The following is a 25,570-nucleotide window of genomic DNA, read 5'->3' as shown; positions in this document are numbered from 1 at the left end:
GCCGGTGGTCCGCAGTCGCCGTTCCGTCCCCGCGTGCCCGCGTGCCCGCGTCCCCGTGTCCTCGCGTGCCCGCGTCCCCGCGTGCCCCGCCCTCGTGTCCTCGTCCGTAGGAGGCTCCGATGCACCATCGCACAACCACCCGGTCCGGTCTCTTACGCCCGGCGGGGCCGGGCGCCGTGTTGCTGCTGGTCCTCGCGGTGGCGATGGCCGTGCTCGGCGGTCCGGCCGCCGCGAGCGGTCCCGCCGCGGGGGCGGACCCCGCCGCGGCCCGTCCCGTCGCCGCGGCGGCGGCAGCACTGCCCTGCGACGTCTACGCGGCCGGCGGTGCGCCCTGCATCGCGGCCCATGCGACCACCCGGGCGCTGTTCGCGGGCTACAACGGCCCGCTGTACCAGGTCCAGCGCGGTTCCGACCACGCGTACCGCGACGTGGGTCTGCTCTCCGCGGGCGGCTACGCCGACGCGTCGGCCCAGACGTCCTTCTGTGCCGGGACCTCGTGCACCATCACCAAGATCTACGACCAGAGCAGCCACCACAACGACCTGGCCGTCTCGTGGGGCGGCTACTGGAAGGGGCCGGGCGCCAACGGCGCCGACGTCGGCGCGGACGCCTCGGCGCTGCCCGTGACGGCGGGCGGGCACCAGGTCTTCGGCGTCAAGGTCACGCAGGGCGTGGGCTACCGCATCGACCACGCCGTCGGGGCTCCCACCGGCTCCCAGCCCGAGGGCATCTACATGGTGACCTCGTCCGAGTTCACCAACCAGTGGTGCTGCTTCGACTACGGCAGCGGCGAGAACAGCCACACCGACACCGGCGACGCCACGATGAACGCCATCTACTGGGGCAACGCCTGCTGGTTCAAGGGGTGCACCGGCACCGGCCCCTGGGTCGAGGCCGACCTGGAGAACGGGATGTTCCACACCAACACCGGCTCCAACAAGGACCCGGGCAACCAGGGTGTGCACTACCCGTTCGTCAGCGCCATGGAGAAGAACAACGGCACCAGCAACTTCACGCTGAAGTACGGGAACGCGGCGAGCGGCGGGCTCACCACCCCCTACTCCGGCCCCCTGCCCAACGGCTACTCGCCGATGAAGACCGACAGTTCCCTGCTGCTCGGGACCGGGGGCGACAACAGCGTCTCCGGCCAGGGCGAGTTCTTCGAGGGCGCCATCACCGCGGGCTTCCCCTCGGACGCCGCCGAGAACGGGGTGCAGGCGAGCATCACCGCCGCCGGCTACGGCGGTTCGGGCACCGGCGGCACGGCCGGTCCGCTGCGCAGCACCAGCGCCAACCGGTGCCTGGACGTCCCGAACTCCAGCCAGGCCAACGGCACCCAGACGCAGCTGTGGGACTGCAGCGGCGGCACGAACCAGCAGTGGACGCCCACCGGCGCCAAGGAGTTGCGGGTCTACGGCGGCAAGTGCCTGGACGCCGAGGCCAGGGGCACGGCGAACGGCACCAAGGCGATCGTCTGGGACTGCAACGGCCAGTCCAACCAGCAGTGGAACCTCAACGCCGACGGCACCGTCACGAGCGTGCAGTCCGGCCTGTGCCTGGACGTCAGCGCCTACGGCACCGCCAACGGCACCCTGATCCAGTTGTGGCAGTGCACCGGTGCCGGCAACCAGAAGTGGACGCGCAGCTGAGCTGACCGGCGGCGCCCGTTCCCGTCCGCACCCCGGGCCGGGCCGGGCCGGGCCGTCCCACCACGGCCCGGCCCGCACCATCCCGCACCTGCCGTCCCCGGCTCCCACCCACGCGAGGAGACAGCGAACCGATGAAGCCCACCCGACGCGCCCTTGCGGCGCCCGGCCGTACGAGAGCGGCCCTCACCGTCGCGGCCCTGGCCGCCGGCGCCGTCGTGGCCGCGCCCGCCGTGGCCGCGCCCGCGGCGACGACGACCACCCTGTACGTCGCGCCGACCGGCAGCGGGAGCGCGTGCTCGGCCGCGGCGCCCTGCTCCCTGACCCAGGCGAAGGCCTCCGTGGAGGCCGTCAACGCTGGTATGACCGGCGACATCGTGGTGCAACTGGCCGGCGGGACCTACCGGTTGACCGCTCCGCTGACGCTCGGCGCCGCGGACTCGGGCGGCAACGGGCACCGGGTGATCTGGCAGGCGGCCCCCGGCGCGAGCCCGGTGCTGTCGGGCGGGCAGCAGGTGACGGGCTGGAGCCTGAAGGACTCCGCGAACAACATCTACGCGGCGCCGGTGCCGGCGGGCACCGACTCGCGGCAGCTGTACGTCGACGGGACGCTGGCGCCGCGGGCGGCGATCCCGATCTCCCGCGGCGACGTGAGCATCACCGCCGGCGGGATGACGATCGTCAATCCGGCGCTGGACTACCTGGCCTCGCTGCCCCAGCAGAACCGGATCGAGTTGGAGAGCCGGAACTCCTTCACCGACCGCTTCGCGCCGGTGCAGTCCATCAGCGGGACGACCGTCACCATGCAGCAGCCCGCGTGGAACAACAACAACTGGGGCTACGACACCCTGGCCAAGCCCTTCGCCGGCGGGTCGCTGCAGTTGGAGAACTCGTACGCGTTCCTGAAGTCCGCCGGACAGTGGTTCCTGGACCCGCAGGCGGGCCGGCTGTACTACAAGGCCCCCGCGGGCTGGCAGGCCTCGGCCCACGACATCGAGCTGCCGCGGTTGACGTCCCTGCTGCAGATCGGCGGCAGCAGCCACACCAGCCCCGCGCACGACCTCACCTTCCAGGGCATCGCGTTCAACCACACCACCTGGCTGCAGCCCAGCACCAACGTCGGCTACGCCGACCAGCAGAGCGGGGCGTTCCTGGCGAGCACCTTCACCCAGCCCCCGGACTTCATGACCTCCTGCCAGTCGGGATGCCGGCTGTTCGAGGCCGCCCGCAACAGCTGGAACCAGGTGCCGGCGGCGGTGCAGGTCTCGGCGGCCTCCTCCGTCACCTTCTCCGGGAACTCCTTCGCCCACCTGGGCCAGGTCGGCCTGGGCATCGGCAACGACGCCGACGCCCATGCCTCCGGCGTCGGCCTGGGCGCTTCGGACGTCACGGTCTCCGGCAACACGTTCACCGACGACTCCGGGGCGGGCATCGTGGTCGGCGGCGTGCGGCCCGACGCCCACCACCCGTCCGACGCCGCGATGACCAACCAGAACATCACCATCAGCAACAACCGGATCAGTGACGTCGCCAAGGACTACAAGGACATGGCCGGGATCCTCTCGACCTACGTCACCCACGCCGTCATCACCCGCAACGAGGTCTCCGACCTCGCCTACGACGGCATCGACGTCGGATGGGGCTGGGGGGCCAACGACGCCGGCGGCAGCCAGGACTACCGCGACCGCGGCCTCTACGACTACCAGCCCGTCTACAGCACGCCGACGACCCTGAAGAACACCGTCGTCAGCTACAACAAGGTGCACGGCACCAAGCAGGTGTTCCACGACGGCGGCAGCATCTACACCCTGTCCGCCAACCCGGGCACGAGCATCGACCACAACTACGTCTACGACAACAGGAACACCGTCGGGCTCTACCTGGACGAGGGCTCCCGCAGCGAGACCCTCAGCAGCAACGTGGTCCAGGACTCGGGCGTGTGGGCCTTCACCAACGCCAGCGGCGGCAACAACACCAACGACAGCACCTTCTCCGGCAACTGGTACAACGGGGGCGCCACCCAGGTCGCCACCGGGGCCCCGCACAACAACGTCCTCACCGGAAACGTCCAGGTCAGCGGAGTCAACTGGCCGTCCGGTGCGCAGCAGGTGATCGCCCAGTCGGGCGTGACGGGCGGCAGCGGCAGTGACGTCAGCGGGGCGGTGCACGCGGTGGGGGCGGGCAGATGCCTGGACGTGCCGAACGCGTCGACCTCCCCCGGCACCCAGACCCAGATCTGGGACTGCAGCGGTGCGGCCAACCAGCTCTTCACCCGGACGTCCGCCGGCGAGCTGACGGTCTACAGCGGTACGAGCAGGCTCTGCCTGGACGCCTACGGCAAGGGCACCACCAACGGCACCAAGGCCGCGGTCTGGACGTGCAACGGCCAGAGCAACCAGCAGTGGGCCTTCAACGCCGACGGCACCGTCACCGGCGTCGGGTCCGGGCTGTGCCTGGACGTGTCCGGCGCTTCCACCGCCAACGGCGCGCCGGTCCAGCTGTGGGCGTGCAACGGGCAGCCCAACCAGCGGTGGTCGCTGTCCTGAAGCTACTCCCGGGTGCTCCCGGGTGCCCCGGTGCCTCCAGGCACCGGGGCACAAGGTGGATCCCGAGCTCTCGCGCGACCTCCGCCGTCGGCCTCCCGGTCTCGGCCACGATCCGCACGGCCCCCTCACGGAACTCCGCGTCGAACTTCCGCCTCTTCTCCGCCATGACTCCCAACTTCTCGGCCAGTCACGGCCTCCACGCTACGAGGGGAAGGCCGGTCTGTTCCTCCCCGAAACGCAGGGAGACGATCGTTCGGTCGCGCTCCGGCAGGGTGGCGAGGAGCGGCTCGAGGGCGAGCAGGTCCTCGAAGCGGGTGATGCGGGTGGGTCGTCCCGTGATTGGCCGGTGCCTGCTGGCCCTACCGGACCTCAGAGGGCCGGGTAGGGGGGGAAGGTGCAGCTGGGCGCCGAGCCCGAGCTGGCGGCCGTGGTGACGTTCACGTCGGTGCCGGAGAAGCGCAGGTCGGTGTTGGCGGCCTTGACAGTGGCGTAGGCGGCGGTGTTGGTGGTGACGTCCAGGTTGGCGTTGCGCAGGGTCAGACCCAGCGGGTGGGCCGCGTCCAGGCCGACGAAGGTGGACTTCGCGCTGCTGGGCGAGTGCGTCGCTGTGACGCCGTCGACGACGATGTCGGTGAAGACGGGGACGCCGGAGCCGCTGCCCGCAGAGTAGTGGGTGTCGAAGACGAGCGGGGCGCGGACCGCGTCCAGGCAGGTGTCGAGGTAGCTGACGTCGGTGACCTTGCCGCCGTTGGCCGGGGAGCTCTTGATCCGGATGCCGGTGCTGCTGCCGCTGGTGTTGCCCAGGCTGTCGGTGCCGGTGAGGGTGTTGTCGCGGAACAGGACGTTGCTGACGCCGCTGGTGGTCTCGCTGCCGATGGAGATGCCGTGGGTGCCGTAGAAGTGGTTGCCCGACACGGTGATGTTGCTGCTGGCCTTGCTGCCGCCCTTGATCGCGATGCCGTCGTCGCCGTCCATGAGGTACGAGTCGGTGATGGTGACGTTGGTGGCGCCCGCCGGGTCGATGCCGTCGGTGTTGCGGGCCGTCGCCGGGGTCTTGATCCGCACGCCCCACGCGGTGAAGCCGTTGCCGCCGTTGTAGACCACGTGGAAGTTGGCGGAGCTCAGCAGGTCGATGTGGTACAGCGTGAAGTTGTCGGAGTTGTCGATCTGCATCAGGCGGGGGTTGTTCTGGTTCTGGTTGGCCTTCTGCGCCTCGGTGGCCAGCTGCCACCAGGTGGTGTTGGTGCCGAGGATCGTCTGGTCGCCCCGGCCGTCTATCCGACCCTGGCTGCCGTCGCCGGCCCGCACCGCCTCGATGCCCGCGTTCGCCCCGGCCACGGAGATCAGCGGCTTGCAACCGCCGCTGCTCGAGGCGAGAGTGCCGCAGGTGGGCTTGCCGTTGACCTGGTAGTCGGCGGGGTTGCGGGAGCCGTAGAGGGTGACGTTGTCGTCGAGCAGCAGGACCTCCCCCTGATGGACCGTCAGTGGGCCGGTGAGGAAGGCTGTTCGGGTGGCGTCGGCGGCCTTGAGTCGGACGGCGACCGGGGCGGATCCGCTCCGGGTGCAGCCGTCCAGGGCCTTCTGGACCCGTGCCGTGTCCGGCGGCGTGGCTTCGCTGGTCTGGTCGGTGGTCCGGCCGGTCATCGCGAGGCCGGAGGTGACAGTCGCGCAGACGGCGGTCGGCACGGCGGGTTCGGTGACGTGACGGGTGTCGCCGGTCGCGGTGCTGCCGGGCGTAGTGCTGCCAGGCGTAGGAGTGCCGGACGGCCTGGTGCGGACCGGGTCCCAGCCGTCGGTGCCCGCCAGGTACGTCCGCGCGGTGTAGTCGGCCGCCTGGGTGTCCGTCAGCTGGGGCCCGTCCGTGATGGCGACGCCCGCCCGGGTGTTGTGGTAGGAGGCGAATCGAGCCGACTGCCAGGCGAAGCCGGACATGTCCGTCCAGGGCGCTGTCTTGAGCGCGGCGGGAAGCTGGGTGTTGCGGACCACCACCTGGGCGACCGAGGAGCCGTAGGGATGCCAGGGGCGGCCGAGGTAGTACGTACCGTCCTTGGCGATGCTGCGGACGGTGCTGTCGGTGATGAGCAGCCCGTACTTGTGCGAGGTCTCGGTGTTGGCCGCAGTGAGGAAGCCGTTCAGGCCGTCGGCGGGCGCACCGTCGTCGACGGCCTGGATCGTGGCGTGGTCGAGAACGGCGGTGGCGTTGCCGAAGATGAAGTCGACGTCGCCTTCGATGAAGTCGTCGGTGAAGTACTGCCGGGTCTGGGCCATGGCCTGGGGAGACCAGGTGAGCAGGGTGTCCTGGTGGCCGATGATGCGATCGTTGCGGAACACCTGGCGGTCGCCCTCGGCGTTCACGGCGACAGCCTGGGTGTCGGTGACGTTCGGATTCGCTGCCTTGTCGAAGGTGTTGACGACAGTGAGGTCCTCCACGGTCATCCTGGCGGCGGCGAAGGTGGCGGTGGCGCTGCCCATGGTGCCGAGCTTGGTGCCGCCGGCCCTCGTGCTCCCGGCTGCGTTGCCGTAGGTGATGACGACGTCCTCCGGGTTGCCGGTGGCGCCCTTGAGGGTCAGCCCGGTCTTGCTCGAGGGCACCGAAACCACCTCGTGGTATGTGCCCTTGGCGATGCTGATGACGTCCCTGGGCAAGGCGGCGTCGACCGCGGCCTGCACCGTCCGATAGCGGCCGCTGCCGTCGGTGGCCACGGTGAGCGTCTTGCCGGTGTGGTCCAGGGCCGCGTTGGCGACCAACGGGACGGCGGTGCCGACGACCGCCAGGGCCCCGGCGATGGTGAGCGCGCGGCGGTGCCTCCAGCGACGGCGGTGGTGCCTGCGGCGGTTCTGATCTGACAAGGGGTCGGTCTCCTCCGATAGGGGCGGCGCTGCTCGGGGCAGTGCCCTCTTGGCCTTTAGTGGTCCGTTCCCGCGGAAAGGTTGCCCGGTCTCTGGAAGAACTTTCGCCTGTCCGCCTGCAGGATCAGTGCGTCGGGTAGAAGTCCCCGTTGACCTCCACCTGGCCGCCCGGCCCGGAAGCCACTGCTTGATAGCTGTCCCAGCCGGCGTCGCGGCCGCCCGAGGCGTGGTTGTCCTGCCCAGCGAGGACATGACTGCCCGGCGCGGTCCCGGTTCTGGCCGGTGCTCGGCTCTGCTCGACTCCGGCCCACTCGTTGCGCACCCGACGGCTTGCTGCTCCTCAACAGCAGGAGCGGGCACTTCCCTCTCCTTCTGCGCTTCCGCAGCTACCACCTCCAGCAGCTCATGAGGCGGCTCCCGTGTTGCGCGACCGGGATCCCGCGCGGGCGGCGGCGGGCTCGGAGAGTGACGGCGGCGTGCCGGCACGTTTTCGGGGTAGGCGGTGCTCCTGGCCGCCACCGGATCGTTGGGAGACGGAATGACGAAGGATGTCGTCGAGCTGATCACCGCGGACCACCGCGAGGTGGAGAAGCTGTTCCAGCATCTGCAGGCGGGAGGTGGGGACCGGGTCGCCGTGCTCGATCGTGTCGGGGCCCTGTTGATCGCCCACTCACGCGCCGAGGAAGAGCGGGTGTACCCGGTCGTCGCGACGGACGCGCCCGGGGAGAAGGACCAGATGGCTCACAGCGAGGACGAGCACGCGCAGGCCGAGCACCTGATCAGGCGTCTGCAGGCCACCGACCCGCAGTCGAAGCATTTCGACACCCTGGTCGCCGAACTCGTCGAGGCGGTCAGGCACCACGTCGAGACGGAGGAGTCCGAGATCCTGCCCGCGCTGCGGCAGGCGATGGACGAGGAGCGGCTGCGGGAACTCGGCGTGAAGTTCCAGGAGCGGCGCGAGGAGGCGCTCGCCGTCGCCGAACGGCAGGCGGCGGAGCGCCACGGGGATGACGAGCCGACCAAGGACGAGCTGTACCGCCAGGCCCAGGAGGCCGACATCCCCGGACGCTCGCGGATGGCCAAGCAGGAACTGGCCGACGCGCTGGAGGCCGAGGGGTAGCCACACCCTGACCGCACCCGAGCCCGCCGGCGGTGCCCGCGTGGTGGGCCCGCACCGGTGACCGCGACGGCCGCCGTACCACCCGTGCCCGCACAGCGATCGCCCCCCCGACGAGTCGACGAAGGGACCCCGAGTATGCCGCTCAAGCGAGGCCAGCAACACGATCGACCCAGCCGCGACCTGGAACTCAACCCCGTGTTCAGCCGGGAGCCCGTCAAGGTGCCCCGTCACGCCCTGCCGAAGGGCGAGATGGAGCCGGAAACCGCCTACCAGCTGGTGCACGACGAGCTCATGCTGGACGGCAACGCCCGGTTGAACCTGGCGACGTTCGTGTCGACCTGGGCCGAACCGCAGGCGCTGCGGCTGATGGCCGAGTGCGCCGAGAAGAACATGATCGACAAGGACGAGTACCCGCAGACGGCCGAGCTGGAGACGCGGTGCGTGCACATGCTCGCCCGGCTGTGGAACGCCCCCGACGCCCACCGGGCGGTCGGCTGCTCGACCACCGGCTCCAGCGAGGCGGCGATGCTCGGCGGCCTGGCACTCAAGCGCCGCTGGCAGCACCGCCGCGGTGCGGACGCGAAGGCGGCGAAGCCGAACCTGGTCATGGGCATCAACGTCCAGATCTGCTGGGAGAAGTTCGCGGACTACTTCGACGTCGAAGCCCGCTACGTCCCGATGGAGGGCGATCGCTACCACCTTTCCCCCGAGGCGGCGGTCGAACTGTGCGACGAGAACACCATCGGCGTCGTCGCGGTGCTCGGCTCGACCTTCGACGGCAGCTACGAACCGGTGGCCGAACTCGCCGCCGCGCTGGACGCCCTGCAGGAGCGCACGGGTCTGGACATCCCGATCCACGTGGACGGCGCCTCCGGCGCGATGATCGCCCCGTTCCTGGACCCGGAACTCGTCTGGGACTTCCGGCTGCCGCGCGTCGCCTCCATCAACACCTCCGGCCACAAGTTCGGCCTGGTGATGCCCGGCGTCGGCTGGGCGCTGTGGCGCGACGAGCAGGCGCTGCCCGACGACCTGGTCTTCCACGTGAACTACCTGGGCGGCGACATGCCGACCTTCGCGCTCAACTTCTCCCGCCCCGGCGCCCAGGTCGTCGCCCAGTACTACAACTTCCTGCGCCTTGGCTTCGACGGCTACCGGCGCGTCCAGCAGACCTGCCGCGATGTCGCCACCCGTCTGTCTGCCGAGATCGCCAAGCTCGGCCCGTTCGAGCTGATCACCGACGGCAGCGAGACCCCCGTCTTCGCCTTCCGGGTCCGTGAAGGGATCGACGCGTTCAGCGTCTTCGACGTCTCCGCCGCACTGCGCGAGCGTGGCTGGCTGGTACCCGCCTACACCTTCCCGAAGAACCGGACCGACCTGGCCGTCCTGCGGATCGTCGCACGCAACGGATTCAGCCACGACCTCGCCGACCTGCTGCTGACCGATCTCAAGCGTGTACTCGACCGCCTGGAGCGCCAGGACGGCCCGCGGCGCAGCGCCGAGGACGCGGGCGGCTTCGCGCACGGCGCCGAGACCAAGAACCCCCGGCGCCCGGGACGGGACTGACACCGCCGTCCACGCCGCGAGGCCGCTGCGGCCCGTGGCGCACCATCCGCCGGCTGACCGACGTCACCCCAAGCGTCCCAGAGAGGCAGGACCCCATGTGTCGCTTGTTCGGCATGAGCAGTGGACCCCAGCGCAGCCGGGCGACGTTCTGGCTGCTGGAGGCACCCGACAACCTGAGCGAGCAGAGCCGACGGGAGCCCGACGGCACCGGCCTGGGGTACTTCACCGCCGACGGGACCCCGCAGGTCCACAAGGCGCCGATCGCCGCGTTCCAGGACCGCGCGTTCGCCCAGGACGCCGCGGTGGTCGAGTCGACGACCTTCCTGGCCCACATCCGCTTCGCCTCGACCGGCGATCTGACCAACGCCAACACCCACCCGTTCGAGCAGGACGGCCGACTGTTCGCCCACAACGGGGTGATCGAGGGCCTGGACCTGCTCGATGCCCACCTCGGGCCTGACCGCGCGCTGGTCAAGGGCGACACCGACTCCGAACGCTTCTTCGCGCTGATCACCCGCGAGACCGCCGCACGCGGCGGGGACGTCGGCGCCGGCATCGAGGCCGCAGCCCGCTGGGTGGCCCGGCACCTGCCCGTCTACGCGATGAACATCGTCCTCACCACCGCCGACCAGCTCTGGGCCCTGCGTTACCCGGACACCCACGAGCTGTACGTCCTCCAGCGACGGCCCGGCGGCCACCACGGAACCCGGCACCTGGACCACACCGGCACCGCGGGCCGCCTGCGCGTCCACTCCGGCGACCTCGCCCGCACCCGGGCGACCGTGGTCGCCAGCGAACGCATGGACGACAACCCCCACTGGCGGCTGATGGAGCCCGGCGAACTCCTCCATGTCGGACCCGGCCACACCACCACGCACCGCGTCATCCTGACCGACGAGCCCGACCACCGCCTGTCCCTGGCCGACCTGCGACCAGCGGCCGTCGCCTCCCAGAGCTGAACCGCGGGCAACCCCCGCACGGATGCGCCCGCCACGGCCGGGTACGTCGCGTCAGCGGCGGACCGAGCTGCTGTGGTGCGGGCACGCCGTCAAGCCGGACGGCATTCCCCGGCCCTTCGAAAGGACCCGACTCGTGGGCAGATTCTCGGCGTTGTTCGGCCGCCCAGCCTTCCTCCGGGCCTTCCACGGCTGGTGCACCCTCGTATGGTTCGTCCTCATCCCCGTCACCGTGTGCACCGGGCTCAAGACCTCCATCCTGTGGATCGCCCTCATGTCGGTGTGGGCGAACTTCGTCGGCCACTTCTCCAGCTGGCAGGCCGCGCGCGTCGAGGTGAAGCAGGACGAACAGATCGAGGACGTCGCCGCCCCGGCGAGAGCACTACGACAGCCTGTGGAGGGTTCCCCGCTTCCCGTCTCCCGCCGGGCCGGCTCGTCCACATTCGGTCCCTGACCGATCCGCCTACGTCTGGCGCGGGGCCGGGCCAGGCGCAGCATCCCCTGCCAGCCGGCCGATTGAAAGCCTCCGGCGAGACCCGATCGCTGGGGCGGTCAGAGGAAGGAGAAGAGGCGCGGGGCTGCGGGGCTTGCGCACCACGCAGGGCGTGCCGACTGCTGTCGAAGTCACTGGGCCGGTCTGGGCGAAGTCGAGGTGGCGGTGGACGGCCCGCGCCACCGGCACGGACCGGGCTGGGCGGGGACCGCGCACAACGAGGCCGGCCCCCGCCGGCGGAACGCGGCCGGCGCCCTGTACCTGCTGGACAGCAACCCGCGGCAGGCCCTCACGCTCGTCGACGTGAGGGCCCTGCTGTCAGCTTACGTGCCCGGCTTCGCCTGTCAGTTGGCCTGGTTCGCGCTGCGGTCGTCCAGGACGACGCGGGGCCGGTTGTCCGGGCCGTCCTGCGATCCGCTGGTGGGCCGGGTGGCGTTGACGACTTCGGCGATCCGCTCGTACGCGGTCACCGCGATCGACCAGGTCTCGATGCCGCGCTGCGCGTGACGGTGGTCGTCTTGATCATGGGAAGACCTCCGGTGTGGTGGGGGCCATGGCCGAACGGCGCGCGCCTCCGGTAGCAGTCGGGGGGCCGGCGAGTCCCGGAGGGGGATGCGTGAGCCGGCGACGGAGACACGGCACCCTCCCGGGCGATCACCTTCCGCAACTGCGACAGCGCTGTTGGTTAACTTGTGGGCGGGTTTCTCGTTGCCGTCGCACGACCGACCGAGAGTGGGAGAAGGATGCGGACCGGAACTCCCAGCCGTGCAGAGCGTAACGAGGCGCAGCCGAGAATCTGGCACAACGTGCTGTCACCGCAGGACTGCCGCGCCGCCGTCGAGGCCATGGCCCGGTCCGCCGCCATCACCGGCCCGGTGCTGCGCCGCAGCGAGGACGTGGTCGACCTGAGCATGCGCAGCTGCTCGGAGCACCTGCTGGCGCCCGAGCGGTCGAAGCCCGTTGTCACCGCGATGCGGGAGGTGGCACGGAAGACGATCGAGGACGAGGGATGGCGACGGGCCGCGCTGGACGGCCCGAAGTTCTGCAGCTACGCCGAGCGCGGACTCTTCCGCGCCCACCGGGACAGCTCCGACGACCCGCTGGATCCGGCCGTCGTCCGCCATCGACGGCTGTCGATCGTCTGCCTGCTGAACGACGCCACACCGCACGACGGCCTCCCGTCCTTCGATGGTGGAGCGCTGGTCCTCTACGTTCCGCGGCCCGATGGCACCGTGGTGCCCGAGAACATCCGGTTGGAAGCCGGCTCCATCGTCACCTTCCGCTCCGATGTGCTGCACGAGGTGCGCCCGGTGCGTACCGGTGTGCGGTATTCGGCGGTGGCGTGGCTCTACGACGTGGACGACAGCAATACCAGCGAGGGGAAGCGATGAACAACCTTCACGACGAGCTGAACGACCGTCTGGAACTGCGGATCACCACCGATCTCCTCGGCGAGTACCGGCCGGAGCTGGCCCGGTTCCTCAGATGGCTCGGCCTCGGGCACCTGCTCGACGAGGTCCTCGTCCTGCTCGCGGCGAGAGCCCGCACCAGGACCGCCGTGGCCTTCGAAGAGCGTCCGTGGCCGCCGTCCGGCATCGGTGCGAGGATCCTGCGCGGCATGGCGGTGGCGGTGGTCAGCGACAACGGGCAGTCGCTGCTCACCCCGGCGTTCCTCTCCGTGCGGGACACCACCAATGTGGGCCTGGCGGCGGCGATGACGAAGGTCCTCTTCGAGGACCTGGCGGGCGCGGGCATGGACTGGGTGTCCCTGTTCGTCAATGAGCAGTCGGCGATCGTTTCCGGCGAGCTCGCCGACGTCGGCTTCGTACCCCGGCAGGCCCGGATCCTGACCGACGGGACCGAGTTCACGGCGTATTCGGCGAGCCCGCCCGCAGTGCTGAAGGAACTCGGCCTGGACGCCGCCCGTCTCGGCGATGCGTTGGCCCTCAACCTCGACCGGGCCCGGATCTCCCGGCTCACGGGGTTCCACCTCGCACTCGCGGCGGGGATCGCGCCGCACTGGGCCGGCGACACGCGGTGGGCCGAGGTGTTCCCCGGGTTCGACGAACTCCTGATGACGTCGCCGCCCGGCGGCATCACGGGCACTCCGGGACCCGCGATCGACATCGGAGACGAGCCCGTCGAGTGACCCCCGTCATCGACGTCTTCATCCGGTCGTACCACCGGGACCGGCACTGGCTGGCCCTGGCGCTGCGGTCCATCGCCCTGTTCGCGTCGGGCCACCGCCAGGTCGTCGTGGTCGTGCCGCAGTCGAGTCTGGAACGTATGGAGCCGTCGGCGATCGAGTCGACGGGCGTCCGTCTGTCCACGTGCCGCGACTACGCCGACGACTACCTCGGCCAGCAGATCACCAAGCTCAACGCGGACCACTACACGGACGCGGACATGATCCTGCACCTCGACTCGGACCAGGTCTTCACGGCACCGTGCGAGCTGACGGGCCGTCTGTTCGACGGCGGTCGGCCACGGATGGCCTTCGACTCGGGCGGCGCACGGCCGGAGTCGGACGGCTGGCGGCGCTGCCCGACCGCCTTCTTCGGCGAACCAGTGCGGCCGGACGTGACCGAGCCGCCGCCCCTGGTCGTCCCCCGACATGTGTATGCCGGGCTCCGCGCCCACTGCCGGGACGCACACGGCCAGTCGATCGGCAGCTACGCGCACGCCGCCGGATTCGGCGGGTTCTGCGAGTTCGCGCTGCTGCGCGGCTTCGCCCTGACCCGGGAACCGGAGCGGTACACCTGGGTGGACACCGCCCGGCACGGCCGTCTGCTGCCGGAGTGCCGAAGCTTCTGGAGCCGGGCCCGCACGCCCGCCTCGGTGGCCGCCGACCTGCCGCCGGAGCTCACTGCCGCCGCTCCGCAACCCGCCGCTCCGCAACCCGCCGCTCCGCAACCCGCCGCTCCACCGGAGCGGTGACGCCGGCATGCGCTCCTCGGTGCCCGTTTCCGTCGTCGTCTCCGCCTACCAGGAGGGCGACCGGGTTGCCGAGACCATCCGGTCGGTGGCGAGCGCGTGCGTGCGGCCGCGGCAGCTCGTCCTCGTCGACGACGGCAGCACGGACGGCGGCTGCGAGCGGGACTGGCCGCCGTGGGTGCGGACCCTGCGCGGGGACCATGTCGGCGTGGCCGCGGCCCGCAACCGCGGCGCGCGGGCCGCGGACCAACCGGTCCTCGTCTTCCTCGACGCCCACTGCGTGGTGGACGACCGGTGGCTGACACCGCTCGTGGCCGCGCTCGACCGCGTGCCGGACGCGCTGGTCGGACCCGCGGTGCGGGACGCCTCCGACAGCCGGTTCGTGGGCTGCGGGGCTGAACTCGTGGACGCCCTGCTGACCTACCGCTGGCGCCCGGTGGCCGGGCCCGAACCCATCGAGGTCGGTCTCCTCCCGGGCGGCTGCCTGGCCGTCGTCCGCGACCGCTTCCTCACGGAGGGAGGCTTCGCGGCCTTCAGCGGATTCGGGCTGGAGGACGTGGAGCTGGCCCTGCGATGGTGGCGCGCGGGGCGTCCCTCGCTCGGCATCCCCGGGGCCGTCGTCACTCACCGCTTCCGGACACTTCCGCCGTACCGGCCGGAGCAGCAGCCGTGGCTCCAGAACATCCTGCGCACCGGGCTTTTGCACCTGCCCAGCCCGCAGCTGCGGGCTTCCGTTCTGGCCTGCGCACGCTTTTCCACCTTCCCCAGCGCGATGGCCACCGTCCTTGCCGAGCCGTGGGTGGCGACGCAGCAACGGCTCTTCACCACTGAGCTGCGGCCGATCGCCGACTACCTCGACCAGTGGGCACCCCGGGCCTTCGGCCCCTGAGGCCGCATCCACCTCGCTGCGTGCCGGACGTGTCGGGGGCTCGATCGGCGCGAAGGTGGAACTGACCGAGCAGGCCGGCCCCGACCGGCTGGAGTGCCCGCAGTGCGTCAGCGACCGGGAGGCGGAGGAGCTGGGCCCGTTGGTGCTGCCCCGGGGAGGCGACGCCCGGCGGCACCGGGTCGTCCGTGCGGGCGCCTGGTCAGGTGATGCCGAGGAGGTCGAGCGGGCGGGTGGAGGGCTCGTAGGAGGCGTGCGGGAGGCCGGCGGCGATGTTGCGGTGCCCGGCAGTCCGGAGGGCGTTGATCGCCAGGTTGCGTAGGGCTCAACCCGGTCGAGGGCATCTGGTCACTGCTGAGACGCGGTTTCCTGTCCAACGTCGCCTTCACCGACCCTGACCACCTCGTGCGGACAGTCCGACGCGGCCTACGAGAGATCCAGTACCGGCCCCAGCTCAGCGACGGCTGCCTGACCGGAACCGGGCTGATTACCGCCCTGGCCTCAGCGCCGACATCACCATGGCTTCCAGCTGAACGACGAGGAACCAGGAGGCTACCCGGCCCCACTGCCCGTGATGTGGAGGACGCGGTCGATCACCAGGTCCGGCTGGTCAGTCGGCAGCGCATGGCCAGCGCCGGGCACGATCTCCACCCGGGTCGAGGGCGCGAGCCTGCCGAGGCGGTCTGCGACCTCGCGCGAGTTGTGCATGGCACTGCGCGCACCGAGCAGGAACAGTGCGGGGACTTGCAGACGGTGCAGTTCTTCGTCGGAGAAGACCGGCGGCACCGGGAGTGCGCGGCGGAACCCCATTGACGCGCGCATCAGGCTCATCAGCTCGGTCTCCAGGATGGCGCTGTTGCCGACTAGGCGTGCCAGGCGGGGGCGGAGCGGGCGCGGAGCGGCTGAGGCGAGTCCGCCGGCGATCAGCCAGGCGTAGAACCGGGGGCCGAAGTCGGCGAAGCCTGCAGGATCCAGCAGGGTGAGGGAGACGGTACGGCCTGGGTGGTGGATCTGGTGGTGGAGCGCCAGCCAGCCGCCGTAGGAACAGCCGACGACATGAGCGGGGGGCGTCTTCAGCGCGGCCAGTAGTTCGTCCAGCCAGGCGGCACCGTCCCGGCCGTCGCCGATGGGGGCGGTCTGCACGCTTGCGCCGGGCTCGCCGATCGTGTCGACGGCGATGACCGGACGGTGCCGGCTCAGCACGTCGATGTACCGGTGCCACATCAGGGCGTTTCCGCCCGAGCCGGGCAGCAGCACGATCGGCTCGCCGTTCGACGGGCCGGTTCGGTAGACGCGGGTGGTTCCGAACGTGGTCGGCAGGTCCAGCGTCGTTCGCGGTCCAGGCCACAGTTGCTCCAGGGTCCGCTCGTAGGCGGCGCGGAATCGGTCTCTGGCCTGGTCGTTCTTGAACTGGCTGATTCGCATGGTACATCTGTATCACGGCATGATACGGGTGTACCAGGGAGGTGGGATCATGAGAGCACAGGTTGACCACGAGGAGCGCCGGCGGCAGATCGCCGAGGCGCTGCTGCGGATCGCCGACACCCAGGGTCTTCAGTCGGCCAGCATGCGGGCGGTCGCTGCCGAAGCCGGCGTTTCCCTGCGGCTGGTGCAGTACTACTTCGAGACCAAGCAAGGGCTGCTACTGGACGCGCTGGCCAGGCTCGGCGCCCAACTTCAGGCCCGCATGGAGAAGTGGATCAGCGCGGCGGACTCCCCACCCACGCCGCGCGGCATCGCGACCGCGGTCTTGTCGTGCATCCTGCCGACCGATCCGGAAAGCCGTCGGATCACAAGAACCTACGCCGCCTACTACACGCTGGTGCTCAACGACCCCAGCACGCTGGAGAAGCACGGCACGCGTCAGCCAGAGCTGCTGGAGGGCTTCCTCGCTAAGCAGCTCCGCGCGGCCCAGCAAGCCGGGGAGATCGACTCCGGCAAAGATCCCGAGATCACCGCCGCCGGACTGCTGGCCATGGTCAACGGCCTGGGCTCGAGCGTGTTGGGCGGCCAGCGCACTGGCGACGTCGCGCTGACAATCCTTACCTGCCACCTGGATGAGCTATTCCGAGCCCCTTGAGGCGGCGAGGACCCGCCTCGGGCGCTGCATGACGCCGGAATCCATGAGCCAGGACGGCCAACGAACCATCGGGGTCGCGATGGCCGCGTTGCACTGATGCAGCTCGCCGACAAGGCGAGTTCAACCTGAGTATCCGTTCTGACAGGAAGCTGGAGCTCAACGTGGGACTGGATGTCTTCCGGCATTCCGAACTCCCTGACCTGACAAGCTGGGAGGCCCTTCAGAGGACGGTCACCGAATCCTTCGGAGACGAGGACGACGTGCTGATGGACATCTTCGGGGGACTCCGCCCCGCGGACTTCCCCGTCCTTTCCCGCATCGACCCCTACGGGGACACCGTGCTGGACTCCGGCCAGTGTGCGACCGCGCGTGCGGAGGTCCAAACAATCCCGGATTGGAGGAGCAACCCGCAGTTGGTACTCCTGGAGGCGCTGCTGAGCAAGTGCGGTGAGGCGCCCGGCACCTACGTCTACATCGCTGGAGACTGAGGCGGCTGACATCCCTTGGATCCAGCAACGACGGCCCCCGGCCCCGGGGGATGCTGTTGATTAGTTCCTCCCCGAGCCGGCAGACCCAGGCACCCCAGGGCTGGATCACCGCGGCCCGCGCCACGGGCACCGTCCACTTCATCACCGCCCCCGCCCGCACCATCAACCTCACCCCGGTCAGACGGTGTTCGACTTCAACAACGCGCTGCGCCGCGACGTTCTGTTCGGCGTTGTCATGGAGCTCACCACCAGTATGGGCCCCCAGGGCGAGAAGGTGGCGATTCGGCAGGTACCGACCGGTCGGGCCGGTCAGCCGTGACGGCGGCTTCGTCCGCGTACAGATGCAACTGATCGCCGTCCAGCCGCACGAACGGATCGGTCCAGCTCTGCGAGGCATTCGGGACGAACACGCGTGTCGTCCCGCGCCGGGCGTCATGGATCACGAGCGAGAGAATCCTGTAACCGAGCAGACCGAGGGCGATCTGCTGATCGGGATGGTCTTCCGGGCCCGCCGCCCGCAGCACATAGAACCGATCGCCCACCCAGTACCCGGACCGATCCAGCCAGGCATCCACCATCAGCCGAACGCCGTCCACCCACACGCCGACCTCGCCCCAGCGGTCCCGGTCCGTCATGTGCACCGCCCGGTGGCGGTCGTCGGCGGAGAACTCCACACGCAGTTCCAGATCGCTCCAGCAGTCCACGAAGGACCCGCAGGCACCCGGCACCGGACCCGTACGAGACGCGCCAGCACCGGCCGTGCCGCCGGCACAAACACCGACGCGGTCCTGGCCGCAGATCTGCGGCTCCCAGCACGGCCGGTCGACACGGCGGCTGCAGCCCAGGCCCATCGCGGCGCAGTCCCGGGGCGAGGCCCGGGACAGGAGGTCGACGAGGCGCTCCCGATATGGGATTTCGCCAATACGCGTGCGTACGTCACTGTCACCGCCGTCCCACCACGCGGCCAGGTCGGTCCCGATCCGCGAACGCCGCAACCACTCCCCCCAGCGCTCCTCGCGGATCCGGGGCGGATGCGAGAGCGCCTGCGAAGAGGACACGATCTCATACGGCCCGTCCCCGTCCCCGTTCCGGCGACGGCCTGCCTTCTTGCCACGTCTCCAACGCACACTCGGCCTCCTCACGTCTTCGGGCACCATCCGACCACGGCAGACCGACGAGATGAGCGAACTCCTCAGAGGCGGTCGGCGGCCTGCGCCAGGGTGAGGCCGGGTCAGCACCGGCTTCACCGGGCACCAGTGTCCTTCGCCCGGGCAGCCGCAGCGCCGGCGGCGGCCTGTTGCGCGTGCCGCAGGACGCCATGCGTACCAGGCCCCCGCCACAGCGAAGTGGCATGGCGCCCGTCCTGGCTGGCACGGCGCGTAGCGGCCCGGCTGGTCGAGGAGGGAGCGCGGTGAGCACCAGCACGAGCCCGGACAGGGCCGCCAACCACGGCATCTTGTGAGCGCGCCGATCACTGCCCGAACCTGGCCGACGCCCGAACCGTCGCCACCGAGGCGCTGCGCACCGCCTGTGACAACATCGCCGCCACCCTCGAAGCCCGCGCGATGACGTGCATCTCCGGCGCGGCCGGCAACGGCAAGTCCCTGCCGGTCAACGCCTCGCTGCGCCTGCTCGCACCGCACAACTCCTACCGGATCGCCTTCCGGGCCCGCCCCACCGCGCGCGACATCCGCGAAGGGAACCGCTGGCGCATCGACCAGCACACCACACCCATCTCCACCAGCACCGACGCTACGAACTTCACCCAGGTCACCGCCGGGAACTGGGCCTCCGGCCGTGCCTCCAAGGCGGCCGGATGGCCGGCCCGGAACGTCGGCTTCGTACGGATCCGGGTCAACGCGGCCACCGGCGGCTACGTCACCATCGGCGGCGTCAGGATCGGCGGCCGGACGGACGAGCCGGCCCTGGTGTCCACCACGCTGCCCGGCGACGGCCCCGTCTACCGGCTGGTCGCCCGGCACAGCGGCAAGGTCGCCGACGTGAAGGGCGGGCCACCGCCAACAACACCGACCAACACCGACGTCCTTCAATGGCCCTGGCTCAACAAGGCCAACCAGAAGTGGACCTTCCCCAGGACCGACGACTGCTACCACGAGATCAAGGGGGTGGGCAGCGGCAAGCTCATGGAGGTCGCGGGTCTCTCCCGCGCCGACGGCGGCGACGTCGGCATCTGGTCGGCTCCAGCGCCCCCCAGCAGCACTGGGCCGTCACCCCCACCGGTGACGGCTCCTACTTCCTCATCAACCGCTACAGCGGGCCCTGCCTCGCCGTCGACGAGGGCAGCACCGCCGACGGAGCCGATGTCGAGCAACAGCCGTACGCGTCACTGACGCGGCAGCAAGGGCAGATCATCGCCCTCTGACGATCCCGACGACGGGTGACGCTGCGGCCCGCTCGACGTCGCGGCCCGCGCCCATCCCCGGCGAGGGTCGGGGCGCTGCTGTCGCCGGACAGCAGCGCCCCGAGCGACTACCGAATCACGCCGGAACCAGTTCGGCCGCCGGCTCCGGAGCGCCAAGCATCGGATGCCCGGCCAGGACGCCCTCAAGAGCTGCGAAGCCATCTGTCAGGGTCAGGGCATACGGCAGGAGCGCCTCGATCAGCGCTTCCTCGACGTCTGGCAGTTGCTGAACGTGATCCGAGGTCATGTGGCCGGCCGCGAGCAAGTCCCCACTGTTGTCCTTGATCTGCCGCAAGGTGAACAGACGGTGCAGGTTCGCGAGAACTGCCTGGACTTCAGGGACGGGCTCTCCCGTTGCCGCGTTTAGCAGAGACTGCGCGGCAAGGCGAACTGTATGTGCTTCAACGAGCCGCAAGGCTGGTGTCACGGTTCCGTTCCACCGAGCCAATGGATTTCCTGTCGGCCCGCTCCGGAGTCGGGTGCGAGCCCTGCTGTGCCAGATACGTTCGATGTCTGCAAGAAGTTCCTGTAGATAGTCTGAATCATCAAGTGAGCGCTCACTCGCCGGTACCTCAGAAGGCGGCATGGGAGTGAATCCGCCCATCAGCATCTCACCAGCCGCCTTGATGAGAATTACCAGATTGTCTCCCTCGGCGGTGACCGTCCCCTCGTTCGCAGCCAGCTGGAAGGCAATTCCGTTCGACAGCAGCAGGCCTTGCGCTCCGCAACGCTCACGGCATTCCGTCATGATCTCCCGACCCCGCCAAGTGATCCAGGCCTTGGCCATGGCGGCCAGTCGTTCCACATCGGCGCGCTCAGTCGCAGTGCTGTCAGTCCACCGCTGTACTACTTCGCGGTGCAGCAGTGTCGCCGCGTATGTGGTGGCGACCGCGGAAAGGAGCGGGGCGTGGTGGCTGCGGTGCTCGATGAGGGAGACCTTGCGGTCTGTCGTCATGCCGGAGGTGAGCCGTCGGCTGGCGTGCTGCACAGCGACGACGAGGGCATGGCGTGTCACGCCGAGGCTGTAGGCGCTCATGCAGAGTTTGCCTGCGTTGACGCGTCCGACCGACCGCAGGAATCGCTTGCGTGGATTGCCCAGCACGCTGGTGAACCTGCCGTCGCGTGACAGACGCCCGTGGTCGCCCTGCACCATGGCGTCGAAGGGCAGGCGCATGCCGTGGAAGTAGGTGGCGCAGTGGTCGACGGGTGCGCTGGCGGTCTGAGGGAGGGGCCGGACTTCCACGCCCGGGTAGGGCCGACCTTCCTGATCGGTGAGCGGCGTGTGGAAGAGGAAAACTCCGTGGTCGACTTCGCCGACGATCAGGCGGGCAGCAACGAGGGCGCTCTTGGCGCCACCGGCACTGGAGGTGTTCGGCATCCATTTGCAAGCACCGGCGGTGGGCGTATCCAGGATGAATCCGCTCGTCTCGGGATCGAATGTGGCCCGTGTCTCCAGCGCGGCGGCGTCGTTACCGTGGTCCAGCTCGGTGCACAGGAATGTCCCGATGCGTTCCATTCGGGCATACGGGTGCAGGTCCCGCCCCTCGTCGTGGTCGGCCAGGCTGCCGATGTGCAGGTTCCAATGGATGCTCGCGAGCGTCGCCATCCCGGCATCCACCACTCCAGCCCACTCGTGCATGGCCGCGAGCTTCTCGATGTCCGAGGCCAGGGCGATCGGATCCGGCACGGCATCGTTTATGAACCGCAGTCGCTTGTACGAGAGCGCTGTCCGTTCCTGAGGGGTCAGTCCCTCCTCGAAGGCGAACCGGGGGTCGTCGAACAGGCGCCTCCAGGGCTCGTGGATTTGCTGTGCACGAGGTCCGAACAGTACGCGCGTGAGGTCGCCGGATATGCCCTGGAAGTGGGGGAGTTGAGAGCCAGTCACGTCGGTAACCTAGCGGAATCGATCACTTCGCCGAGCGTGATGATCAACACGATTGGCGGCGGCGGATCATGGAAAGGGCGCTCCCTGGCTCAGGGCCGTTGCAAAGCCCTGTGCTCTGGTGATCACGTTGGTCGGATGATGCTCGGCAGGTCGAGCGGGCGGGTGGAGGGCTCGTAGGAAGCCTGCCGGATGCCGGCGGCGATGTCGCGGTGTCCGGCGGCGCGGAGCGTGTCGATCCCTTGCCCTGGCCTGCCTCATGCCGGGGCCCTGGCCTGCCTCATGCCGGGCGACCCGAGTGCTCACCCTGAGGGCCACAGGCTCGTCCTCCGGGATGTCGGCCTCCACCTCACCGCCCTCAGCCTGATCGAGGCCAACGGCTCGACGAGCGCAGCCGACATCGTCAAGGCGATCGGCGGGCAGCTGCCCGTCAAGCGCGTGCACGCCGAGCCGGACGCCCTCCTTGAGCAGGACCTCCTCTGTGCCCGGTCTCCCGAATCAGCGGGTGAGTGCCGGACCATGCCGCCCGAGGCCGCCGAACGCAACAATCGGCACAAGAGCATCGCCGCCGAGCCGACCCACACCGGCCCGGCAGCCCCAGGGCGGTCTCGCGCATCGCCACGGCACGTAGGCTTCCACCTTCGCCGGCACGGCTGACCGTCGTCCGCGCCGGCGGACGGTCCGGCGGCTTGCCTGTGGCCAAGGCGGTGTGCAGCTCACGGTGGCCCGTCGGCGCCGACCGCATCGCAGGCCGACCGCCGGTGCGGGCCGTCAGAAAGTCCTCGCGCTGAGGTCGTTCACCACGACATGGCGGCTGGGCGTGGTCGGGCGTGGTGCTGGCCGCGGCTCGGACGGTTCGCTGGGGCGCTGCACCACCGCCATCGTCACCGTCGCCTTCCGTGGTCGTGACGGCGGAGCGGGCTGTCTGGTGCTGTTCTTGTTGGCGGACGCGTGAGTGGGGTAAAGATCGCATAGTCCCTGCGGAGGATCGCGTGGGCGGAGGAGACGAGGAACCGTGGCAGAAAGCCGTTTCAGTGACACCATCGCCCAGTTGGAGGCGGAACTTCCCGGCATCGAGGCCCGCCGGCGGCGCCTGGAGGAGGAGCTGACCGCCGCCGTGGCGCGCGAGAACGCCGTACGCGCCGCCATCGAGAGCCTGCGGGCCCTGGCCGGACTGGTGGTCTCGCAGGACCTCATGCCGGTGGGCACCGTCCGGGCAGAGGCGGACGCCATCGTCGGGGACTTGCCGCGGCAGATCGCGGCCGAACCCGGGGCGGCCCAGGACCGGGGCGGGGAGCCGGCCGAGAAGGCCACCACGCGCACGGACACGGCCGCGAAGACGGCGAAGAAGGCCACCGCCAAGAAGACCCCGGCCAAGAAAACATGAACGCGGTGCGCACCATGCTGGAGCGCCTGGCCAAGGCCGGCCGAGTACAGCGCCCGGGCCGCGGCCTGTACGCGAAGCTGAACGGCTGACCCGCCGGGGCCAGCCGGCGGCCGGTTCGCGGACCTGCCGCACCATGGGGAGCCGGCCTCTGGCCCGGATCTCGAACCGGCGACGTCCCCGCGTCCGCCGCGGTCGTCACGGTCCCTGTCTGAGACGCCGGAAGGCCGCCACCCGCGGGTGGCGGCCTCCTGCGCCTTCTCGGAGCCTCGGCAGCCTACCGCCGCCCCGGGGGAGAGCCGGCGCGAGCTCGCCGTTGCTGTGGGGCTGACGCAGGACGAGCTTCCCGGCCCGGCCGACCATGCTCTCGCCGGGCGCCCCGACGACGTCCTTGCCCCCGCACCCGCGCCTTCTGGCCGGTCCGGGTCCGCCGGCGTTCCACGCTCGCTGCCGCGATGCCGGACAACGCCTCGGGGTCCCGTTCACCGCCGCACACCGCCCGCACGATCTGGCGCAGCGCGTTCACGAACGCCGCGCCCTTGCCCTCGTGAAGAACTGCGACACCGGCGAAGCGTCACGACCCAGCATCCGCGCGACCTGACGCTTCGTGAGGCCCTCGTCGATCAGTTTCTGCGTCAGGCGGCATCTGATACTCAGACATCGATACGCTGCCTCCGTGAGTCAGCACCCCATCCGAGCCACCCAACGTCGCCCCGGCCTCTGGTACGTTCTTACGCCGATATTGAGCATCGGCCTGCTCGCCTGCGTACCGTTCTGGCACGCCACCACGCGTCTGTCTCAGGGTCATTCGCGGGACGCGACGAAGGCTCGCCGACTGGCCATTGTGTTCACCGTCATCCTTGCAGGCGGCCTCCTCCTCCCTCCTGCTGCAGGTTTCGCCGCGCTCGCCGGGATGATCATCGCCCCGATCCTCCTCTCTCCGTACCGGTCCCTGATCTACGGCACTGCCACTCAGCGACCGGTGACGGCCTTCTCGCCGGAGCCCGTCAGCGCTCTGGCCGCCGTCCAACAGGCCCGAACTCTGCGTGCCGAGGCGCGCCGTATCGTTCAGGATGATCCCGCCATGGCCCGGGAACTGGGTATCGGCCGACCAGGCCGAGGCACCGGTTACGACGACGGCGGCCTGCTGGATCTGAACAGCGCCGACGCTCAGACGATCTCGCAGGTACTCGATGTCCGTCCTGACATGGCCGAACGAATTGTCACCGCCCGCCAAGAGGTCGGCGGCGCGTTCCGCTTGTTGGATGAGGTCATCACGTACGCGAGCCTTACCGAGGGCGAAGAACTGGTCATCCGCGAGCGCGGCGTTCTGCTGCCGTGTTGAACGGCAAGTCGGATCATCAGGAACCGGAGGGATCCGTTCTCCACTCCCCATGCCGGACACACGCCCCTCCCGCACTCCTGACCGGAGTCACGCTTCCTCACCGCAGCTGCGAGAGTCGGCCGTAGAACGGTGGGCTCAATTCCCGCGGCCCGCTGTACTCTTCTCACTCGCAGGAATCAGCCCTGGCGGTCGGCTTCAGCTCGCTGTATCGCGCTCGCTCGGCCCCATGGGGGTCGGTGGGCTGGTCCGCGAGTGGATGCTGAGCCGCATTACACCGGACGGGTCCTCCCCACACCCGCAGGGGTCAGCCGGAGGCGCTGCGCATCCACCCGCCGACCAACCTGTCCTCCCCGCACAGGCGGGGGTTACGACCTGGTGCGTGATTGCGGTGGCGATGTGACCGGGCAGCCTGCAGGCGGCATGATCTGACGCTGTGACGATCATGGTGAGCCGTGCGGTGCTCGGGCATCGGGTGCTGACGGGTCTCTCACGGTGGCACCTGGCCGATCTGGTCGTCGAGCTCGCCTCTCCCTGGCAGGCCGTGGTCGAGGACCGACGTCACACCGCCCGTGGAGGTGCTCGTCGCCGCGCCGCCGGAGCAGGGGCCCGGCACCAGCTTGTCTTCGCCGACCGCGTTGCCGCCACGCTGAGCCATCTGCGGCACGACCCTCCCCACGCAGTCCTCGGCCTGCTCCTCGGGGTCGACCGCTCCACCGTCAGCCGGGCGATTGCCGAGATAAGAGGCTTGCTCGCGTCCCGCGGCTTTGCGGTGCCCGACCGTCCGGGACTGCGGCTTCGGACTCTGGCGGACGAGCCCACGCAGCATCCGTTATCTCTCCTCGACCCGCCACAAGATCAATTATGAGACACGGCCTAGGGTCGTCTTCAAAGCTGATCAAGTGATGAGAGATCATGTCGGTCATGGTGCGCCGTCATGAGCTTTCGGATGCCGAGTGGGCTGTGTTGTCGCGGTTT

Annotated in this window: 22 protein-coding genes and 4 pseudogenes; 21 read left to right on the top strand and 5 right to left on the bottom strand. The window is 69.9% G+C overall.

What is annotated here, in order from left to right:
- The first annotated feature begins 119 nt into the window (after positions 1-119).
- Positions 120-1,649 carry an arabinofuranosidase catalytic domain-containing protein gene (locus tag IF30_RS0133810; RefSeq protein ID WP_051711773.1) on the top strand — a complete coding sequence of 510 codons (1,530 nt, stop codon included), beginning with the start codon at positions 120-122 and terminating at the stop codon, positions 1,647-1,649.
- Between the two features lie 131 nt (positions 1,650-1,780).
- A complete protein-coding gene (locus tag IF30_RS0133805; RefSeq protein ID WP_051711771.1) occupies positions 1,781-4,192 on the top strand; it encodes a ricin-type beta-trefoil lectin domain protein in 2,412 nt (803 codons plus the stop codon).
- 58 nt (positions 4,193-4,250) lie between these two features.
- Here the strand turns inward: IF30_RS0133805 and IF30_RS49870 are convergent.
- Both IF30_RS49870 and IF30_RS44730 read right to left on the bottom strand, forming a co-directional pair.
- Positions 4,251-4,358: pseudogene (locus tag IF30_RS49870) on the bottom strand (transposase); the annotation flags it as partial.
- 203 nt (positions 4,359-4,561) lie between these two features.
- Complete coding sequence (locus tag IF30_RS44730) at positions 4,562-7,042, bottom strand: pectinesterase family protein (RefSeq protein WP_063752897.1); 2,481 nt, start codon at positions 7,040-7,042, stop codon at positions 4,562-4,564.
- Positions 7,043-7,580: 538 nt separating this feature from the next.
- Here IF30_RS44730 and IF30_RS0133790 point away from each other — a divergent pair.
- The 10 genes and pseudogenes from IF30_RS0133790 to IF30_RS49865 form a co-directional block, all read left to right on the top strand.
- Complete coding sequence (locus IF30_RS0133790; RefSeq protein WP_030245680.1) at positions 7,581-8,162, top strand: hemerythrin domain-containing protein; 582 nt, start codon at positions 7,581-7,583, stop codon at positions 8,160-8,162.
- 135 nt (positions 8,163-8,297) lie between these two features.
- Positions 8,298-9,725, top strand: coding sequence for a glutamate decarboxylase (locus IF30_RS0133785; protein ID WP_030245678.1), 1,428 nt, complete (start codon positions 8,298-8,300; stop codon positions 9,723-9,725).
- Between the two features lie 95 nt (positions 9,726-9,820).
- Entirely contained in the window at positions 9,821-10,684 is an 864-nt protein-coding gene (locus IF30_RS0133780; protein ID WP_030245675.1) for a class II glutamine amidotransferase, read from the top strand.
- 133 nt (positions 10,685-10,817) lie between these two features.
- A complete protein-coding gene (locus IF30_RS0133775) occupies positions 10,818-11,135 on the top strand; it encodes a hypothetical protein (protein WP_030245673.1) in 318 nt (105 codons plus the stop codon).
- A 204-nt stretch (positions 11,136-11,339) separates the two neighbouring features.
- Complete coding sequence (locus IF30_RS0133770; RefSeq protein ID WP_158835682.1) at positions 11,340-11,681, top strand: hypothetical protein; 342 nt, start codon at positions 11,340-11,342, stop codon at positions 11,679-11,681.
- A 299-nt stretch (positions 11,682-11,980) separates the two neighbouring features.
- Positions 11,981-12,565, top strand: coding sequence for a 2OG-Fe(II) oxygenase (locus IF30_RS0133765; protein ID WP_030245669.1), 585 nt, complete (start codon positions 11,981-11,983; stop codon positions 12,563-12,565).
- A complete protein-coding gene (locus tag IF30_RS0133760) occupies positions 12,562-13,323 on the top strand; it encodes a hypothetical protein (RefSeq protein ID WP_030245667.1) in 762 nt (253 codons plus the stop codon). The genes IF30_RS0133765 and IF30_RS0133760 overlap by 4 nt, the downstream gene beginning before the upstream one ends.
- A complete protein-coding gene (locus tag IF30_RS0133755; RefSeq protein WP_030245664.1) occupies positions 13,320-14,111 on the top strand; it encodes a hypothetical protein in 792 nt (263 codons plus the stop codon). Before IF30_RS0133760 ends, IF30_RS0133755 begins: the two co-directional genes overlap by 4 nt.
- Before the next feature lie 19 nt (positions 14,112-14,130).
- The gene (locus IF30_RS0133750; protein ID WP_158835679.1) at positions 14,131-14,997 is read left to right on the top strand and encodes a glycosyltransferase family 2 protein; all 867 of its coding nucleotides are present in this window, start codon (positions 14,131-14,133) and stop codon (positions 14,995-14,997) included.
- Positions 14,998-15,303: 306 nt separating this feature from the next.
- Positions 15,304-15,480, top strand: a pseudogene (locus tag IF30_RS49865) (IS630 family transposase); the annotation flags it as partial.
- 66 nt (positions 15,481-15,546) lie between these two features.
- Here IF30_RS49865 and IF30_RS0133740 read toward each other — a convergent pair.
- The gene (locus IF30_RS0133740; protein ID WP_030245659.1) at positions 15,547-16,419 is read right to left on the bottom strand and encodes an alpha/beta fold hydrolase; all 873 of its coding nucleotides are present in this window, start codon (positions 16,417-16,419) and stop codon (positions 15,547-15,549) included.
- 49 nt (positions 16,420-16,468) lie between these two features.
- On the opposite strand from IF30_RS0133740, the gene IF30_RS0133735 reads away from it, so the two are divergent.
- Both IF30_RS0133735 and IF30_RS0133730 read left to right on the top strand, forming a co-directional pair.
- A complete protein-coding gene (locus IF30_RS0133735) occupies positions 16,469-17,074 on the top strand; it encodes a TetR/AcrR family transcriptional regulator (RefSeq protein WP_030245656.1) in 606 nt (201 codons plus the stop codon).
- A gap of 161 nt (positions 17,075-17,235) precedes the next feature.
- Entirely contained in the window at positions 17,236-17,562 is a 327-nt protein-coding gene (locus IF30_RS0133730) for a hypothetical protein (protein ID WP_030245654.1), read from the top strand.
- Between the two features lie 242 nt (positions 17,563-17,804).
- Here IF30_RS0133730 and IF30_RS0133725 read toward each other — a convergent pair whose 3' ends face one another.
- Positions 17,805-18,620, bottom strand: coding sequence for a hypothetical protein (locus IF30_RS0133725; RefSeq protein ID WP_158835676.1), 816 nt, complete (start codon positions 18,618-18,620; stop codon positions 17,805-17,807).
- A 507-nt stretch (positions 18,621-19,127) separates the two neighbouring features.
- Between IF30_RS0133725 and IF30_RS42360 the strand changes: the two are divergent.
- Positions 19,128-19,697 (top strand): annotated as a pseudogene (locus IF30_RS42360) (RICIN domain-containing protein); the annotation flags it as partial.
- The gene (locus IF30_RS49860; protein WP_234322944.1) at positions 19,613-19,945 is read left to right on the top strand and encodes an RICIN domain-containing protein; all 333 of its coding nucleotides are present in this window, start codon (positions 19,613-19,615) and stop codon (positions 19,943-19,945) included. The pseudogene IF30_RS42360 and the gene IF30_RS49860, both read left to right, overlap by 85 nt.
- Positions 19,946-20,060: 115 nt before the next feature.
- Here the strand turns inward: IF30_RS49860 and IF30_RS0133710 are convergent, their stop codons facing one another.
- Positions 20,061-21,869 carry an acyl-CoA dehydrogenase gene (locus IF30_RS0133710; protein WP_030245648.1) on the bottom strand — a complete coding sequence of 603 codons (1,809 nt, stop codon included), beginning with the start codon at positions 21,867-21,869 and terminating at the stop codon, positions 20,061-20,063.
- Positions 21,870-22,058: 189 nt separating this feature from the next.
- Here IF30_RS0133710 and IF30_RS0133705 point away from each other — a divergent pair, with 189 nt between their 5' ends.
- From IF30_RS0133705 to IF30_RS45860, 5 genes and pseudogenes are all read left to right on the top strand, one after another.
- Positions 22,059-22,523 (top strand): hypothetical protein, encoded by a 465-nt coding sequence (locus IF30_RS0133705; protein ID WP_030245647.1) that lies wholly within the window; start codon positions 22,059-22,061, stop codon positions 22,521-22,523.
- Between the two features lie 358 nt (positions 22,524-22,881).
- Complete coding sequence (locus IF30_RS48845) at positions 22,882-23,253, top strand: hypothetical protein (RefSeq protein WP_030245646.1); 372 nt, start codon at positions 22,882-22,884, stop codon at positions 23,251-23,253.
- On the top strand, positions 23,250-23,342 hold the full coding sequence (locus tag IF30_RS50870; RefSeq protein WP_420791182.1) for a type IV toxin-antitoxin system AbiEi family antitoxin domain-containing protein: 93 nt from the start codon (positions 23,250-23,252) through the stop codon (positions 23,340-23,342). Before IF30_RS48845 ends, IF30_RS50870 begins: the two co-directional genes overlap by 4 nt.
- A 584-nt stretch (positions 23,343-23,926) precedes the next feature.
- Positions 23,927-24,595, top strand: a complete 669-nt coding sequence (locus tag IF30_RS44140) for a hypothetical protein (protein ID WP_158835673.1) — start codon at positions 23,927-23,929, stop codon at positions 24,593-24,595.
- 442 nt (positions 24,596-25,037) lie between these two features.
- Positions 25,038-25,406: pseudogene (locus IF30_RS45860) on the top strand (helix-turn-helix domain-containing protein); the annotation flags it as partial.
- Positions 25,407-25,570: the final 164 nt, after the last annotated feature.

This window comes from Streptomyces sp. NRRL S-350 (assembly GCF_000719705.1).
In the GTDB taxonomy this organism is placed as follows: domain Bacteria; phylum Actinomycetota; class Actinomycetes; order Streptomycetales; family Streptomycetaceae; genus Kitasatospora.
The sequence above is the reverse complement of the archived record's forward strand: the minus strand, read 5'-3'. Positions and strand labels throughout refer to the sequence as shown.

Excerpts from the sequence above, each read along its gene's own strand:
- IF30_RS0133810 (WP_051711773.1), top strand. The coding sequence starts at position 120 with ATGCACCATCGCACAACCACCCGGTCCGGTCTCTTACGCCCGGCGGGG.
- IF30_RS0133790 (WP_030245680.1), top strand. The coding sequence starts at position 7,581 with ATGACGAAGGATGTCGTCGAGCTGATCACCGCGGACCACCGCGAGGTG.
- IF30_RS0133740 (WP_030245659.1), bottom strand. The coding sequence starts at position 16,419 with ATGCGAATCAGCCAGTTCAAGAACGACCAGGCCAGAGACCGATTCCGC.
- IF30_RS0133760 (WP_030245667.1), top strand. The coding sequence starts at position 12,562 with ATGAACAACCTTCACGACGAGCTGAACGACCGTCTGGAACTGCGGATC.
- IF30_RS50870 (WP_420791182.1), top strand. The coding sequence starts at position 23,250 with ATGAACGCGGTGCGCACCATGCTGGAGCGCCTGGCCAAGGCCGGCCGA.
- IF30_RS0133805 (WP_051711771.1), top strand. The coding sequence starts at position 1,781 with ATGAAGCCCACCCGACGCGCCCTTGCGGCGCCCGGCCGTACGAGAGCG.
- IF30_RS0133785 (WP_030245678.1), top strand. The coding sequence starts at position 8,298 with ATGCCGCTCAAGCGAGGCCAGCAACACGATCGACCCAGCCGCGACCTG.
- IF30_RS49860 (WP_234322944.1), top strand. The coding sequence starts at position 19,613 with ATGGCCCTGGCTCAACAAGGCCAACCAGAAGTGGACCTTCCCCAGGAC.
- IF30_RS0133735 (WP_030245656.1), top strand. The coding sequence starts at position 16,469 with ATGAGAGCACAGGTTGACCACGAGGAGCGCCGGCGGCAGATCGCCGAG.
- IF30_RS0133780 (WP_030245675.1), top strand. The coding sequence starts at position 9,821 with ATGTGTCGCTTGTTCGGCATGAGCAGTGGACCCCAGCGCAGCCGGGCG.
- IF30_RS0133705 (WP_030245647.1), top strand. The coding sequence starts at position 22,059 with ATGCCGGCGGCGATGTCGCGGTGTCCGGCGGCGCGGAGCGTGTCGATC.